General features: G+C 72.1%; 13 protein-coding genes and 1 riboswitch. Of the genes, 6 read left to right on the top strand and 7 right to left on the bottom strand.

Annotated elements, in window-relative coordinates; genetic code table 11:
- Positions 1–168: 168 nt before the first annotated feature.
- Together AB0I29_RS12380 and serC are read right to left on the bottom strand one after the other, a co-directional pair.
- Positions 169–1,020 (bottom strand): MHYT domain-containing protein, encoded by an 852-nt coding sequence (locus AB0I29_RS12380; RefSeq protein WP_357481843.1) that lies wholly within the window; start codon positions 1,018–1,020, stop codon positions 169–171.
- Between the two features lie 119 nt (positions 1,021–1,139).
- On the bottom strand, positions 1,140–2,249 hold the full coding sequence (gene serC, locus AB0I29_RS12385; protein ID WP_357481845.1) for a phosphoserine transaminase: 1,110 nt from the start codon (positions 2,247–2,249) through the stop codon (positions 1,140–1,142).
- 82 nt (positions 2,250–2,331) lie between these two features.
- Between serC and AB0I29_RS12390 the strand changes: the two genes are divergently transcribed.
- From AB0I29_RS12390 to AB0I29_RS12400, 3 genes are all read left to right on the top strand, one after another.
- Positions 2,332–3,048 carry a metal-dependent transcriptional regulator gene (locus AB0I29_RS12390; protein ID WP_285105905.1) on the top strand — a complete coding sequence of 239 codons (717 nt, stop codon included), beginning with the start codon at positions 2,332–2,334 and terminating at the stop codon, positions 3,046–3,048.
- Between the two features lie 140 nt (positions 3,049–3,188).
- A riboswitch (cyclic di-AMP (ydaO/yuaA leader) is annotated at positions 3,189–3,381 on the top strand.
- A gap of 152 nt (positions 3,382–3,533) precedes the next feature.
- Positions 3,534–4,178 carry an NlpC/P60 family protein gene (locus AB0I29_RS12395; protein WP_357481847.1) on the top strand — a complete coding sequence of 215 codons (645 nt, stop codon included), beginning with the start codon at positions 3,534–3,536 and terminating at the stop codon, positions 4,176–4,178.
- Between the two features lie 163 nt (positions 4,179–4,341).
- Positions 4,342–5,322, top strand: a complete 981-nt coding sequence (locus AB0I29_RS12400; RefSeq protein WP_285105471.1) for a universal stress protein — start codon at positions 4,342–4,344, stop codon at positions 5,320–5,322.
- 81 nt (positions 5,323–5,403) lie between these two features.
- On the opposite strand, the gene AB0I29_RS12405 is transcribed toward AB0I29_RS12400, so the two are convergent.
- The 4 genes from AB0I29_RS12405 to AB0I29_RS12420 all read right to left on the bottom strand — a co-directional run bounded on the left by AB0I29_RS12405 (position 5,404) and on the right by AB0I29_RS12420 (position 9,596).
- Positions 5,404–6,684 carry an aminotransferase class I/II-fold pyridoxal phosphate-dependent enzyme gene (locus AB0I29_RS12405; RefSeq protein ID WP_357481850.1) on the bottom strand — a complete coding sequence of 427 codons (1,281 nt, stop codon included), beginning with the start codon at positions 6,682–6,684 and terminating at the stop codon, positions 5,404–5,406.
- Between the two features lie 16 nt (positions 6,685–6,700).
- Positions 6,701–8,248 (bottom strand): ornithine--oxo-acid transaminase, encoded by a 1,548-nt coding sequence (rocD, locus tag AB0I29_RS12410; RefSeq protein ID WP_357481852.1) that lies wholly within the window; start codon positions 8,246–8,248, stop codon positions 6,701–6,703.
- Positions 8,249–8,335: 87 nt separating this feature from the next.
- Positions 8,336–9,115 carry a hypothetical protein gene (locus AB0I29_RS12415; RefSeq protein ID WP_285105475.1) on the bottom strand — a complete coding sequence of 260 codons (780 nt, stop codon included), beginning with the start codon at positions 9,113–9,115 and terminating at the stop codon, positions 8,336–8,338.
- Position 9,116: 1 nt separating this feature from the next.
- Positions 9,117–9,596, bottom strand: coding sequence for an OsmC family protein (locus tag AB0I29_RS12420; RefSeq protein ID WP_285105476.1), 480 nt, complete (start codon positions 9,594–9,596; stop codon positions 9,117–9,119).
- A 167-nt stretch (positions 9,597–9,763) separates the two neighbouring features.
- On the opposite strand from AB0I29_RS12420, the gene AB0I29_RS12425 reads away from it, so the two are divergent.
- From AB0I29_RS12425 to AB0I29_RS12435, 3 genes are read left to right on the top strand one after another with little or no spacing between them, the layout of a single operon-like run.
- Positions 9,764–10,351, top strand: a complete 588-nt coding sequence (locus AB0I29_RS12425) for a hypothetical protein (RefSeq protein ID WP_357481855.1) — start codon at positions 9,764–9,766, stop codon at positions 10,349–10,351.
- A gap of 51 nt (positions 10,352–10,402) precedes the next feature.
- Positions 10,403–11,206, top strand: coding sequence for a thymidylate synthase (locus AB0I29_RS12430; RefSeq protein WP_357481857.1), 804 nt, complete (start codon positions 10,403–10,405; stop codon positions 11,204–11,206).
- On the top strand, positions 11,206–11,721 hold the full coding sequence (locus AB0I29_RS12435; RefSeq protein ID WP_357481859.1) for a dihydrofolate reductase: 516 nt from the start codon (positions 11,206–11,208) through the stop codon (positions 11,719–11,721). The genes AB0I29_RS12430 and AB0I29_RS12435 overlap by 1 nt, the downstream gene beginning before the upstream one ends.
- 22 nt (positions 11,722–11,743) lie before the next feature.
- On the opposite strand, the gene xylB is transcribed toward AB0I29_RS12435, so the two are convergent.
- Positions 11,744–13,234 carry a xylulokinase gene (gene xylB, locus AB0I29_RS12440; protein WP_357481861.1) on the bottom strand — a complete coding sequence of 497 codons (1,491 nt, stop codon included), beginning with the start codon at positions 13,232–13,234 and terminating at the stop codon, positions 11,744–11,746.
- Between the last annotated feature and the right edge of the window lie 161 nt (positions 13,235–13,395).

A 13,395-nucleotide genomic window follows, 5' to 3' on the forward strand; every position in this document is an offset into this window, starting at 1 on the left:
GTCACACCACCGGCGTCCGACGGCGCCGCCCGGCGGCGGAAGAGCGCGCCGCCCGGCGGCGGAAAGACGCGCCGCCCGGCGCCGGAGAGGCGCGCCGCACACAGCCCGGAACGACGAAGCGCCCGACCCCGTGCGGGGCGGGCGCTCCGAGGCCGGAACGGCCGAGGGTCAGCGCGCGCGGTTGGACTGCGCGAACTGTGCGACGCTCGGCTGGAGCTCCTGCTGCACGTTCTCGAACCGCTGCCCCTGCTCGCTGTGCACCTTGAGCCGGTTCTCGAACTCGGCCTGCGTGCGCAGCTCGTCCTCGGTGGGCCACAGGCCGATCCCGAGGATGAGGAGGAACGTCACGACGCTGACCGCCATCACGAGCGGCACGAGCAGCTGCATCGTGGACGCGCCCGCGGGGACGGTGCTGACGGGGTTGACCACGGAGACGCCGGCCATGCCCGTGTAGTGCATGCCGGTCACCGCGATCCCCATCACCAGGGTGGCCACGATGGTCGCGAGCGTGCCGCGGATGTGGACCGTGCACCACAGCGCGGCGGTCGCCGCGACGATCGCGATGGCGACCGACGCGATGACGTAGACCGGGTTGTAGACGACCTGGGCGGACATCTCCATCGCTTCCATGCCCATGTAGTGCATGGCGGCGACGCCGGAACCGGCGAGCGCGCCGCCGACGAGCATCGCCGGCAGCTTTCGCTTGCCCAGCTCGGTGATGAACAGGCCGGCGCCGACCACGATGATCGCGATCGCCGCGCTGAGGAGGGTCTCAGGGATGTTGTACCGGATGGTCACGCCGGAGGCGGAGAAACCGAGCATGGCGACGAAATGCATCACCCAGATCCCGGTACCGCCCAGGGCGATGGCGCCGAAGACGAGCCACGCCGCACGCGCGCCGCCCGAAGCCGCTCGGGCTCGGGACGTGCACGCAAGGCCCGTCGCTGCGCCGGTGCACGAGATCGCGAACGCCAGGATGGGCGTCACGATCCCGAAGGTGAAGTGGTCGATCACTGGCATCTTGTTGAACAGCCCCTCAGAATGGTTCCCTCTGTTGCGGAAACGTTACAGAGTCCCCGTGTACCGGACAATAGGCAGAACTCCCCGTCGAAGGGGTATTGCGGACGTGATCGGGCTGGTCAGAAGCGTTCGACGAGATAGTCGACGCACGCGGTGAGCGCGGCGACGTCGTCGGGCTCGACGGCGGGGTACATGCCGACGCGGAGCTGGTTGCGCCCGAGCTTCCGGTAGGCGAACACGTCCTGGACGCCGTTGGCGCGTAGCTCGGAGAGTACCCGTCCGGCGTCGATCTCGTCGGCCAGATCGATGGTCCCGACCACCGTGGACCGCTCCTCCGGGCGCCGCACGAACGGCGTCGCCCACGGCCGCGCGTCGGCCCAGGAGTAGAGGGTCTCGGCCGACGTCGCGCAGCGCTTCACCGACCACTCCAGCCCGCCCTGGTGCAGGAGCCACTCCACCTGGTCGGCCAGGAGCAGCAGCGTCGCGATGGCCGGCGTGTTCAGGGTCTGGTCCAGGCGCGAGTTCTGGATCGCGGTGGTGAGGGACAGGAACTCCGGCACCCAGCGGCCCGACGCCTCGATCCGCGCCGCGCGCTCGACGGCCGCAGGGGAGAGGACCGCCAGCCACAGCCCGCCGTCGGCCGCGAACACCTTCTGCGGGGCGAAGTAGTAGGCATCGGTCTGGCGCAGGTCCACCGGCAGCGCGCCCGCCCCGGACGTCCCGTCCGTGAGTACGACGGCGCCGTCCGGCCCGGACGGGCGCAGCACCGGGGCCATCGCCCCCGTGGAGGTCTCGTTGTGCGGGGTGGCGTAGGTGTCGACGTCGTCGGCGGGCTCGAGGTAGGCGACCGTGCCCGGCTCCGCCTCGATCACCTGGGACGGCTCGAGGAAGGGGGCCCGCAACGTGGCGGTGGCGAACTTGGCGCCGAACTCACCGAAGGACGCGTGCTGCGCCTTGCGCTCCACGAGGCACAGCGTGGCGACGTCCCAGAAAGCGGTGGAGCCGCCGTTGCCGAGGGCCACCTCGTACCCGTCGGGCGCGCCGAGCAGCTCCGTGACACCCTCGCGAATGCGGCGGACCACATCCTTGACGGGCGCCTGCCGGTGCGAGGTACCGAGCACGTGGGCGTTCGCCACGAGATGATCGACCTGTCCCGGGCGCACCTTGGAGGGGCCTGAGCCGAAACGGCCGTCAGTGGGCAACAGGTGTGTCGGGATTGTCAGTGGCACAGAACTAGACTAGAACCTGGGCCGACGCCCGGGGCGCCGAGCCCAGGGCGACTGGACGGCTGCGCGCATGACGGGAGCTGACGTGACGGATCTGATCGACACCACCGAGATGTACCTCAAGACGATCTACGAGCTCGACGAGGAGGGCATCACCCCCCTGCGCGCGCGCATCGCGGAGCGCCTGGGGCACTCCGGTCCGACGGTGTCGCAGACGGTCGCGCGTATGGAGCGCGACGGGCTCGTGATCGTGACCGGCGACCGCCACCTGGAGCTCACCGAGCTCGGGCACGACAAGGCGATGCGCGTGATGCGCAAGCACCGCCTCGCGGAGCGCCTGCTGACCGACGTGATCAAGCTCGACTGGGAGCACGTGCACGTCGAGGCATGCCGCTGGGAGCACGTGATGAGCGACCTCGTGGAGAAGCGGCTCGTGGGCCTGCTGGACCACCCGCACCACGACCCCTACGGCAACCCGATCCCCGGCCTGTCCGAGCTGGGCGAGGCCTACACGGACGTGCCGTTCCTGGCCGGCGTGATCTCGCTGCCGTCCGCCTTCGAGGCCGCGGCCAAGAAGGGCGTGAAGGGCGAGCCGCTCGCGGCGTCCCTGACCCGCATCGCGGAGCCCCTGCAGACGGACGTCGAGCTGCTGGCCCGACTGTCCGACGCCGGTCTCGTGCCCGGCTCGCGGATCACGGCGGAGCTCACCGACGGTACGTACACCGTGACGGTCGACGGCGCCGGGACGGCGCTCGAGCTGGGCGAGGACCTGGCGCGACACCTCTTCGTCGCGACCTCCTGAGGGTGTCCCGAACCACCCGCTTTGTCGGAAAGGTGAGGCCACGTTCCCGACACGCCATGACATTCGTTGCCGGAACGTGACATCGGGGGTGACGTCGGGTACGTTCGGATCGCTCCCGCGGAGTTTATTCCGAGGGAGTCTCCGGACGGACGCCGAACTCTGTCACCGGCCGGGGCCCCAAGACGACCGCATGACAGAGGCGGGGGACCCACCATCGGGCGCCAGGGTGCGTCCTCGGGGTGAAGCCGGGTAATCCTTCGGGAGTGCACGGCCGGGTGATTTCTCCCACCCGAACCCGACAGCTGACCTCGAAGGCGTACAAGGAGAGGTACTACGTGACCGCACGTACCACCCGCGCACGCCATCGTGCTGCGCGGCGCCCCGTGACTCCGCTCACCGAGCTTGCTCAGAACGCCGCCGTCGGTCGTCGTACCGCCGTCGTCGCAGCAGCCGGTGGGCTTCTTGTTTCCACCTTTGGTGGCGCGATGGCAGCGCAGGCCGCTCCGATGGAGACCGGCCACGCCAAGATGAACTCGGTGGACCTCAACGCGCTGACGTCCCAGGCTCGCGAGTCCCTGTCGAACGCCCCTGTCGTGACCGTCGCGCCCGACGCCGAGCTGAGCGTCGAGAAGTCCGCCGTCTCGGTGGTCTCCGCCGCCGACAACGAGGACTACCAGGCCGAGCTCGCCGCCCAGGAAGCCGAGGAGGCCGCTGAGGCGGCCGCCGCCGAGGCAGCAGAGGCCGCGGCCACCGCGGTGTCGACCACTTCCTCGTCCGTCGACATCCCGGCGTCGGCGATCGGCAACTCCGTGATCTCCATCGCCAGCCGCTACATCGGCGTCCCGTACGTCTCCGGCGGCTCCAGCCCGAGTGGTTTCGACTGCTCGGGCTTTACCTCGTACGTCTTCGCGCAGCTCGGCATCTCGCTGCCGCACTCGTCGTCGGCGCAGGCCGGCTACGGCACCCAGGTGCCGGCGTCGCAGGCCCAGCCGGGCGACCTGATGTGGACCCCCGGTCACGTCTCGATCTACGCCGGTGGCAACACCATGATCGACGCGTCCAAGCCGGGCACCGTGGTCGACTTCCGCACCATCTGGCAGTCGAACCCCACGTTCATCCGCCTGGGCTGATCGCAGCCACGCAGTACCGCAGCAGAGCGCCTGTCCGGGGAGATCCGGGCGGGCGCTCTGCTTTGCCATCTTTCTGCCGTCTTTTTGCCTCCGGATACCCGTGGACCGCGCCCCGCCGGTAGCGTTGGAGGGCAAAGATGCACTGCTGAGGAAAGGACTGGCGATGACACGATCCGAGGTCGTACTGGTCGGGGTGGACGGATCGGCCGCGAGTCTGCACGCGCTGGACTGGGCTACCGCCTACGCGCACCGCGTGGGCTGGGCGCTGCACATCGTGTGCAGCTACTCACTGCCGTCGTTCACCGCCGCGTCGCTCGACGGCGGATACGCCGCCCTGGACGACACCACGATCCAGGAGGGCGCGAAGGCGGTCCTGGTCGAGGCGGAGAACCGCGTGGCCGACGCGGGGGTCCGCGCCACCACGGAGGTCGCGACCGGTGACGCCGCGGGCGTGCTCGTGGAGCTGTCCGCCGACTACGGGCTCGCCGTGGTCGGGACCCGGGGCCGGGGCGGGTTCACGGAGCGGTTGCTGGGCACGGTGTCGTCCGCGCTCCCCGCGCACGCGAAGTGCCCGGTGGTGGTGGTGCCGCTGCGCGCCGAGACCAACCGCGGCGTCTCCTGGACGCCGCCGGACCTCGCGGCGGACGAGCCGGCCGGTGCGCCGGCCGCCCTGGACGCCGAGGCGGGCGGGGTCGCCGAGATCCGGGAGGTGCGCCGCATCGTCGTCGGCGTGGACGGGTCGCCGCAGGCCGAGCGGGCGCTGCAGCACGCGATCGTGCAGGCCAACGCGTGGGGTGCGGAGCTGACCGCCGTCACGGGCGTGCCCGTGGGCAACGCCGGGATGCTGGCGTGGCTGCCGTCCTCGATCGACCGGGAGCAGGTGCTGGCCGACATCGGGGCCGGCATGGACGTGCTGATCGACCGGTACGAGGCGCAGAACCCCGGGCTGCGGATCCGGCGGATCGTGCTCGACGGCACGGGCGCCGAGCTACTGACGGAGTTCTCGACGGCGTCGGACCTCGTGGTCGTCGGCTCGCGCGGCCGCGGCGGCTTCCGCGGGCTGCTGCTGGGCTCGACGAGCCAGGCCGTGCTGCACCACGCGGCGTGCCCGGTGCTCGTGGTGAACAAGCACTGCCCGGACTGACCCGCGCGGTGTCCCGGAACGTGTCAGACCCTCAGGTCACCGGGGTGACCTGAGGGTCTGACACGTTGGCGGGCCGGTCGGTCAGGCCTGGTGCGCGGCCTCGGCGGCCGCGAGGAGCACGCAGGTCGCGACGCCGTCCATCGCCGTGCGGACCTCGTCCAGCGGGGGCATCGACGGCGCCAGGCGCACGTTCTTGTCCTGCGGGTCCTTGCCGTACGGGTGGGTGGCGCCGGCGGGGGTCAGGGCGATCCCGGCCTCCTTGGCGAGCTGGACCACGCGGGCCGCCGTGCCCGCCGCGACGTCGAGCGACACGAAGTAGCCGCCCTTGGGCTCGGTCCACGACGCGATGCCGTAGCCGCCCAGCCGCTCGGTCAGGATCTCGACCACGGCCTCGAACTTGGGCGCCAGGATCGCGCGGTGCTTGCGCATGTGCTCGCGCACGCCGTCGGCCGAGCCGAAGAACATCGCGTGCCGCAGGTGGTTGATCTTGTCGGGGCCGATCGAGGCGACCGACAGGTGCTTCTTGAACCAGGCGATGTTGGCCGGCGAGCTGCCCAGGAATGCGACACCCGCGCCCGCGAACGTGATCTTGGAGGTGGACGCGAACAGGAGCACGCGGTCCGGGTGGCCGGCCTCGGCGGCCAGCGCGATGGCGTTCGGGCTGGTCACCTCGTCGTCGGTCAGGTGGTGCACCGCGTACGCGTTGTCCCACAGGATCCGGAAGTCCGGCGCGGCCGCGGGCATGGAGACCAGCGCGCGGGCGACCTCGGCGCTGATGACCGCGCCGTCCGGGTTGGAGTAGGTGGGGACCACCCACATGCCCTTGATGGTGGGGTCCGCGGCGACGAGCGCGGCCACGGCCTCGGCGTCCGGGCCGTCCGCCGTCATCGGGACGGGGATCATCTCGATGCCGAACGCCTCGCAGATCGTGAAGTGCCGGTCGTAGCCCGGCACCGGACAGATCCAGCGCACCTTCTCCTCGCGTGACCAGGGCTTCGGCGAGTCGGGGAAGCCGAACAGCTCCGCGAAGGCGACGACGTCGTGCATGGACGTGAGCGAGGCGTTCCCGCCCGCGAGGAGCTGCTCGACGGGTACGTCGAGGAGCTCGGCGAAGATGCGGCGGATCGTGATGCCGCCGTCCAGCCCGCCGTAGTTGCGCGTGTCCGTGCCGGACTCGTCGGCGTGCACGCCGACGCCGGGCAGGGCCAGCATGGGCTCGGCGAGATCGAGCTGCTCGGCCGACGGCTTGCCGCGCGTGAGATCCAGCTTCAGGCCCTTGGCCTGAAGCTCGGCGTACGCCTGCTGGAGCTCCGCGAGTGCGGGCAGTGTTGCGGTGTTGTGGGACGACGTCGTAGTGGTCACCCCCGGGAGCCTACGCTCAGCCGGCGGCCGGTGACAGCCTGGACCGGCGTCGCTTGCGCGGCGGGGCCGGCTTCTCGTCCGGGATGTCCGCCGTGTCTGTGGACGGGGTGGTTTCGACGGCGGCATCGGCCGTCGCCGGCTCCTCGGGTTCCGCCGGACCCTCGTCCTTCTGTCGCTCTGCGGCCGTCGGCTTCTCGGCGTCCTGGACCGGCTCCTCGGCGTCCTGGGCCCGCTCGTCCCCGTCCTGGGCCGCCGGCTCCTCCGCGTCCTGGACAGGCTCCTCCGCGTGGGCCTCGCCGTCCGAGCCGTCGTCGTCGGAACCCTCGCCCGAGCCGCCGCCGGGGCCACCGTCCCGCAGCGCCACCAGGGACTCCTCCAGGATGTCCAGCGCCATCTCCAGCTCGGGCTGCACGATCGACAGCGGCGGCGACAGGCGGATCGTCGCGTCGTGCGTGTCCTTCGCGAGGACGCCGCGCTCCAGCAGGGCCTCGCACAGCTCGCGGCCCGTGCCGAGCGACGGGTCCACGTCGATCCCCGCCCAGAGCCCCACGCAGCGCGCCCCGGTCAGCAGGCCCTGGTCCACGAGCGCGTCGAGCCGCTCCTCGAGCACCCGGCCCGACGCCGCCGCGCGCGCCTGGTACTGCCCCGTCGAGAGCAGGTCGAGGGCCGCGACGCCGACCGCGCACGCCAGCGGGTTGCCGCCGAACGTCGACCCGTGCGTGCCGGGCGTCAGGACGCCCAGGATCTCCGGCTTGCCGACCACCGCCGAGACCGGGACGATTCCGCCGCCCAGCGCCTTGCCCAGACAGACCAGGTCCGGCTGTACGTCCCAGAGCTCACAGGCCAGGGTGGTGCCGGTGCGGCCGAGGCCCGACTGGATCTCGTCGGCGACCAGGGCGATGTTCTTCTCCGCGGTGAGGGCGCGCAGGCCCGGCCAGAAGTCGTCCGGCGGCACCACCACACCGGCCTCGCCCTGCACCGGCTCCATCAGCACGGCTACCGTCGTGTCGTCCACGGCGTCGGCCACCGCGGCCAGGTCGCCGAACGGCACCCGGACGAAGCCTGGGGCGAACGGGCCGAACCCGTCGCGGGCGACCGGGTCGTCCGACAGGCCGACCAGCGTGGTGGTGCGGCCGTGGAAGTTGCCGCCGGCGACCACGATCGTCGCCTGGTCCGCGGGCACGCCGCGCACGTCGTAGCCCCACTTGCGGACCGCCTTGATCGCGGTCTCCACGGCCTCGGCGCCGGTGTTCATCGGCACCACGAGGCTGTCCTCGCCGCCGGTCGTCAGCGGCCCCACGACCTCGACGAGCCGCTGGGCGAACTCCTCGAGCCGGTCGTGGTCGAACGCACGGGACGTGAGCGTGACCTGGCGCAGCTGCGTCATCGCAGCCGCCACCAGTCCTTGGTGCAGGTGCCCGAAGTTCAGGGCCGAGTATCCCGACAGGAAGTCGAGGAACTCGTTGCCGTCGGTGTCCCATACGTGTGTACCGTGCGCCCGCGCGATCGTGACCGGCAGGGGGTGGTACGTCGGGGCGAGTGCGCCGTGCGTCGTGTCCGCCATGACCCGCAGCCTAGGTCGGGTCCCGGGATCCTGCCGGTCCGCTCGCGGATATTGACAACCTGGACCGCGCAGCGCCCCGGCGGCGGCCTATCTCTGCTCGATGACGCGGGGGAACCGCTCCGGCGGGGGACCGAACGCGGCGCGGGACTGCGCGATCACGGTGTGGCCGAGCGCGCGTGCTCCGATCAGGCCGACCACGGCGCCGATGCCGAACGGCAGGATGCGGCCGAGCAGCAGGCTGCCCTGCTTGGCGATCTGCTTCTTGATGAACTGGTGCGTCAGCGCCTTGTTCACGCGCTGCAGCGTGCCGCGCGGCATGCTCGTGAGCAGCACCTTGCCCCACGCGACGCCCGACCCGCCGATCGCGTCCTCGACGTCCTTCGCGCCCTTGTCACCGAGCACCGTGGCGAGCAGCAGCGCCCGCCGGCGTGGGACGTCCTGCACGTCGATCCCGTGCACGTCGGCCACCGCGAGCGAGAACGCCGCGGACGACGCGAAGAACGTCGCCACGTCGCTCGTCGACAGCGCGACGCTCGCGGCCGTGCCGACCGCCGGGATCGCGGCGGCCGCGCCCACCGCGCTGCCCGTGGTCTGGATGACCCGCAGGTACTCCTTCTCCAGCAGCCGGATGATCTCCGCCGGTGAGGCGTCGGGGTTCCTGGCGCGCACCTTGTCCACATGCTTGTGGATGGTCGCCGACGGGATGGTCACCGCCCGGTCGACCAGGTGGTCCAGCGGCCCGTCCGGCTTGTAGTTGAGCCAGTCCGCCTTGGTGACCTGCAGCGAGTCGTCCGGCTTGACCAGGGCGTCGCCCGGCGTCGCCCGGCCGTTGGACTCGGCCGCGGTCAGCTTCTTGTCGTCGGTCATGTCAGCCCTCCGGCTGGTTGAACTGCGCGTCCGGGATCTGGGCGCCCGCCTTGAGCGTGCGGCCCACCGTGCATGCCTTGTCGATCGATCGCTGGGCGATCGTCAGGAGCTTCGCCCGGTCCTCGTCGTCGAGGGCGGACAGGTCGATCTCGAACTTCTCGGTGAGCACCGGGTACCGGTCCTCCGCCATGTCCTTCGGGTCCTCGACCCGGATGGTGGTCTTGTAGTCGTCACCCAGACGCCGCGAGAACGCACGGTCGCTGCTCATCCCGGCGCACGCCGCGAGCGCGATCTTCAGCAGCTCGCCCGGCGTGAACACCGCGCCGGCGCTCGCCGGCCCGATCTCGACGCGGGCACCGCGGGCGGAGAAGCCCGTGTACGTCCGTGTGCCGTTGCGCTCCACCCACAGCGGGTCGGTGGGCGAGGGGGTCACGGCGTCCTCGGTGCGCGCGGCGTCCGGGGTCGTGGTCTGCTCCGTCATGGGGGTAATCCTTCCACTGGTCACCGACACGGTCACGGAGCTGGGCGCAGCGCGTCCCGGTCGGTCGCCTCGTGGTCAACGCGAACGGCGTCCGCGACGTTCCCGCTCGCCGCGCGGACCGGCCCGCTCGCCGCGCAGATCCACCCCTGCGCTGCGACGATTCTGCGATGGGGGAGAACGTGAGCGGGACGCCGGCTGCGCCCGGCCCGGCGTCGGACAGCGGGAGCACGACGCCGGAGGGCGGGAAGGTCCTGTGGACGCCGGACTGGCGGGACGTCGTGAAGCGGCTGCTCGGTGTGGCGGGTGTGGTCCTGGCCGTGTGGCTGATCTACCTGTTCCTCGACGCGTTCCTGCCGCGCTGGTGGGCGCAGGTGATCGGCAACGCCGTGGACGGGTCGTTCGCCGCGGGCGCCTGGTGGGGGCTGCTGATCGGCGCCGTGTTCACGCTGGTCCCGGTGCTGTTCCTCGCGCAGGCGGTGCTCACCAGGCGGTCGTGGCAGGTGCGCGGCGGGTACCTCGCGGCGGCGGTCGTGTTCGCCGTGCCGAACCTGCTGACCCTGGGCATCGTGCTGGGCACCTCCAAGCCGGCGCACGCCGGCGAGCGGATCCTCGACGTGGACGGTCCCGCGTTCCGCGGGGGGTCGGCGTGGGGCGCGGTGGCAGGTGGCGTGGTGGCGCTCGTGATCGTGACGATGACCGTGCTCTACCGACGGCGCGGGGCCCACATCAAGGAGCTGCGGGCGCAGCAGGGCTGACGGCGGCAGGTCTCCGGGGCTCGCGCGAGGGGCGGACGTAGGCTTGCCCCCATGACCGAGATCGACACCCCGTACGAGAACCTGCTCCGCGACGTGCTCGCCACCGGGACCCGCAAGGGCGACCGGACCGGCACGGGCACGCGCAGCGTGTTCGGGCGGCAGATCCGGTACGACCTGGCGCAGGGGTTCCCGCTGATCACCACCAAGCGCGTGCACCTCAAGTCGGTCGTGTACGAGCTGCTGTGGTTCCTGCGCGGCGACTCCAACGTGCGCTGGCTGCAGGAGCGCGGCGTGAAGATCTGGGACGACTGGGCCGACGAGTCCGGCGAGCTGGGCCCGGTGTACGGCGTCCAGTGGCGCTCCTGGCCCACGCCCGGCGGCGGGCACGTGGACCAGATCGCGAAGGTCGTCGAGCAGATCCGCACCAACCCGGACTCGCGGCGGCACGTCGTCACGGCCTGGAACCCGGCCGAGGTGGACGACATGGCCCTGCCGCCGTGCCACGCCCTGTTCCAGTTCTACGTGGCCGACGGCAAGCTGAGCTGCCAGCTCTACCAGCGCTCGGCGGACCTGTTCCTCGGGGTGCCGTTCAACATCGCCTCGTACGCGCTGCTCACGCACATGGTGGCGGCGCAGACCGGCCTCGACGTCGGCGAGTTCGTGTGGACCGGCGGCGACGTGCACATCTACGACAACCACGTGGAGCAGGTCGAGACGCAGCTCGCGCGCGACCCGTACCCGTACCCGTCGCTGCGGCTGGCCCCGCGCGACTCGATCTTCGACTACGAGTTCGAGGACGTCGAGGTGCTGGGCTACGTGTCGCACCCCACCATCAAGGCCCCGATCGCCGTCTGATGATCGGGCTCATCTGGGGACAGGCGCGCGACGCCGCAGGCCGGTCCGTCATCGGCGCGGGCGGCGACATCCCGTGGCACGTGCCGGAGGACTTCGCGCACTTCAAGCGGACGACGGCGGGACACCCCGTGGTGATGGGCCGGCTCACGTGGGAGTCGCTGCCCAAGCGGCCCCTGCCCGGCCGGACCAACATCGTGGTCTCGTCGCGCGGTGCCCACGGGGTGCCGGACGCCGCCGACGGCGTCATGGCGGCAGGGACTCTCGGCGAGGCGCTCACGGTGGCCGCCGACGCACCCGGCGGGGACGAGATCTGGGTGATCGGCGGGTCGCAGGTCTACCACGAGGCGATGCCTGTCGCCGACGTCCTGGAGGTCAGCGAGATCAACACGGAGGTCGAGGGCGACGTCTACGCCCCGGAGATCGGCCCGGAGTGGTCGGTCGCCTCCGCGACGGACTGGACGACGTCGTCCTCCGGGCTGCGGTTCCGGCACCTGACCTACCGCCGCGCGGAGTAGCCCCGCGCGGCGGATGAGCAGGTCAGACCAGGTCGCGGACCGCCGCGTACTGCTCGCGCACGACCGGCTTCGGGTCGGCCGCGAGGGTCGTCGCGATCGTCGTCGACCAGGCGGGGGGCGCGACGTCGGCCGAGCCGTCCGCGGCGGAGGATGCCGCGAGCGTCCAGGCCGCCTGACGCGCGGCGCCGTCGGCCACGTACTCGCCCGGCTCGGGGATACCGATGGGGAGCCCGAAGACCTGCGGGGCGATCTGCTGCACGGCGGGGGACTGGGCCGCCCCACCGATCAGCATCACGCGCTCCACCGAGACACCCTGCGCCCGCAGCGCGTCGAGGCCGTCCGCGAGCCCGCACAGCATGCCCTCGATGTAGGCGCGGGCCAGGTGGGAGCGGGTCGACGTCGCCAGGCGGATGCCGTGCAGCGTGCCGGTCGCGTCGGGCCGGTTGGGCGTGCGCTCGCCCTCCAGGTACGGCACGAGCACGAGGCCGTCGGAGCCGGGCGGGGCCTGGAGCGCGAGCCCGGCCAGCTCGTCGAAGTCGACGCCGAGCACCTCGCGGGCCGCGTCGAGCACGCGCGCCGCGTTGAGCGTGACGGCGAGCATGAGCGCGTTGCCGGTCGCGTCGGCGAAGCCGTTGATCGCGCCGGAACCGTCGGCGGTGCGCTTGGGGGCGACGGCGGAGACGACGCCCGACGTGCCGATCGAGATGGCGATGTCGCCCGGCGTCATGCCGAGCCCGAGGGACGCGCCGGCGTTGTCGCCCGCGCCGGGCCCGATCAGGGCGCCGCCGTCGACGTCGGAGCCCGCGACGGACGGGTGCGCCACAGCGCCGGCCTCGGCCGCGCCGACCACGCGCGGCAGCACCACATCGGTGCGGCCCAGGGCACGTTCCAGCAGGTCGGCGCGGTACTCGCCGACGGCGGCGTCGTAGTACCCGGTGCCCGAGGCGTCCGAGCGGTCCGTGAACAGCTTGTCGAGCTGCGGCCCCAGCGGCGCCGTCGGGTCGCCCGCGGGCCCGTACCCCGCGATGCGCCAGGACAGCCAGTCGTGGGGGAGCGCGACGGCGGCGACGCGCGCCGCGTTCTCCGGCTCGTTGTCGTGCAGCCAGCGCAGCTTGGTGACGGTGAGGGAGGCGACGAGCACCGAGCCGACGGCGTCGGCCCAGGCCTGCGCGCCCGCCGCGCGGTCGCCGTCGCCCAGCTCGGTGATCAGGGCCTCGGCCGACGGCGCGGAGCGGTTGTCGTTCCACAGCAGCGCCGGCCGGACGACGTTGCCGTCGGCGTCGAGCGTGACCATGCCGTGCTGCTGGCCGCCCACGGACAGGGCCGCGACGTCGGCCAGGCCCCCCGCGGCGGCCGCCGCCTCCTGGAAGGCGTCCCACCAGTGCCGCGGGTCCACCTCCGTGCCGTCCGGGTGCTTGGCGGAACCGGTCCGCACCAGCGCACCGGTCTCGGCGTCGCGCACGACGATCTTGCAGGACTGCGTGGACGTGTCCACACCGGCGACGAGGGGCATCGGTGCTCCAGGGGGTGGTTCGTGAGGGGGAGAGGCGACTGACACGCTACCGCGCTGGGTTCAGGCGCCGGACCGCCCCCGCACGTGTCGGACGTACAGGTCACCCGGGTGACCTGTACGTCCGACACGTGCGGGGACGGGGCGGTCAGCCGATCAGGTGG

The sequence above is a fragment of the Promicromonospora sp. NPDC050262 genome (assembly GCF_040655935.1).
Lineage (GTDB): Bacteria > Actinomycetota > Actinomycetes > Actinomycetales > Cellulomonadaceae > Promicromonospora.

Bases quoted from the DNA above. Each gene is read 5' to 3' on its own strand.
- AB0I29_RS12380 (WP_357481843.1), bottom strand. From the start codon at position 1,020: ATGCCAGTGATCGACCACTTCACCTTCGGGATCGTGACGCCCATCCTG.
- AB0I29_RS12395 (WP_357481847.1), top strand. From the start codon at position 3,534: ATGGCAGCGCAGGCCGCTCCGATGGAGACCGGCCACGCCAAGATGAAC.
- AB0I29_RS12400 (WP_285105471.1), top strand. From the start codon at position 4,342: ATGACACGATCCGAGGTCGTACTGGTCGGGGTGGACGGATCGGCCGCG.
- rocD (WP_357481852.1), bottom strand. From the start codon at position 8,248: ATGGCGGACACGACGCACGGCGCACTCGCCCCGACGTACCACCCCCTG.
- AB0I29_RS12415 (WP_285105475.1), bottom strand. From the start codon at position 9,115: ATGACCGACGACAAGAAGCTGACCGCGGCCGAGTCCAACGGCCGGGCG.
- AB0I29_RS12420 (WP_285105476.1), bottom strand. From the start codon at position 9,596: ATGACGGAGCAGACCACGACCCCGGACGCCGCGCGCACCGAGGACGCC.
- AB0I29_RS12425 (WP_357481855.1), top strand. From the start codon at position 9,764: ATGGGGGAGAACGTGAGCGGGACGCCGGCTGCGCCCGGCCCGGCGTCG.
- AB0I29_RS12430 (WP_357481857.1), top strand. From the start codon at position 10,403: ATGACCGAGATCGACACCCCGTACGAGAACCTGCTCCGCGACGTGCTC.
- AB0I29_RS12435 (WP_357481859.1), top strand. From the start codon at position 11,206: ATGATCGGGCTCATCTGGGGACAGGCGCGCGACGCCGCAGGCCGGTCC.
- xylB (WP_357481861.1), bottom strand. From the start codon at position 13,234: ATGCCCCTCGTCGCCGGTGTGGACACGTCCACGCAGTCCTGCAAGATC.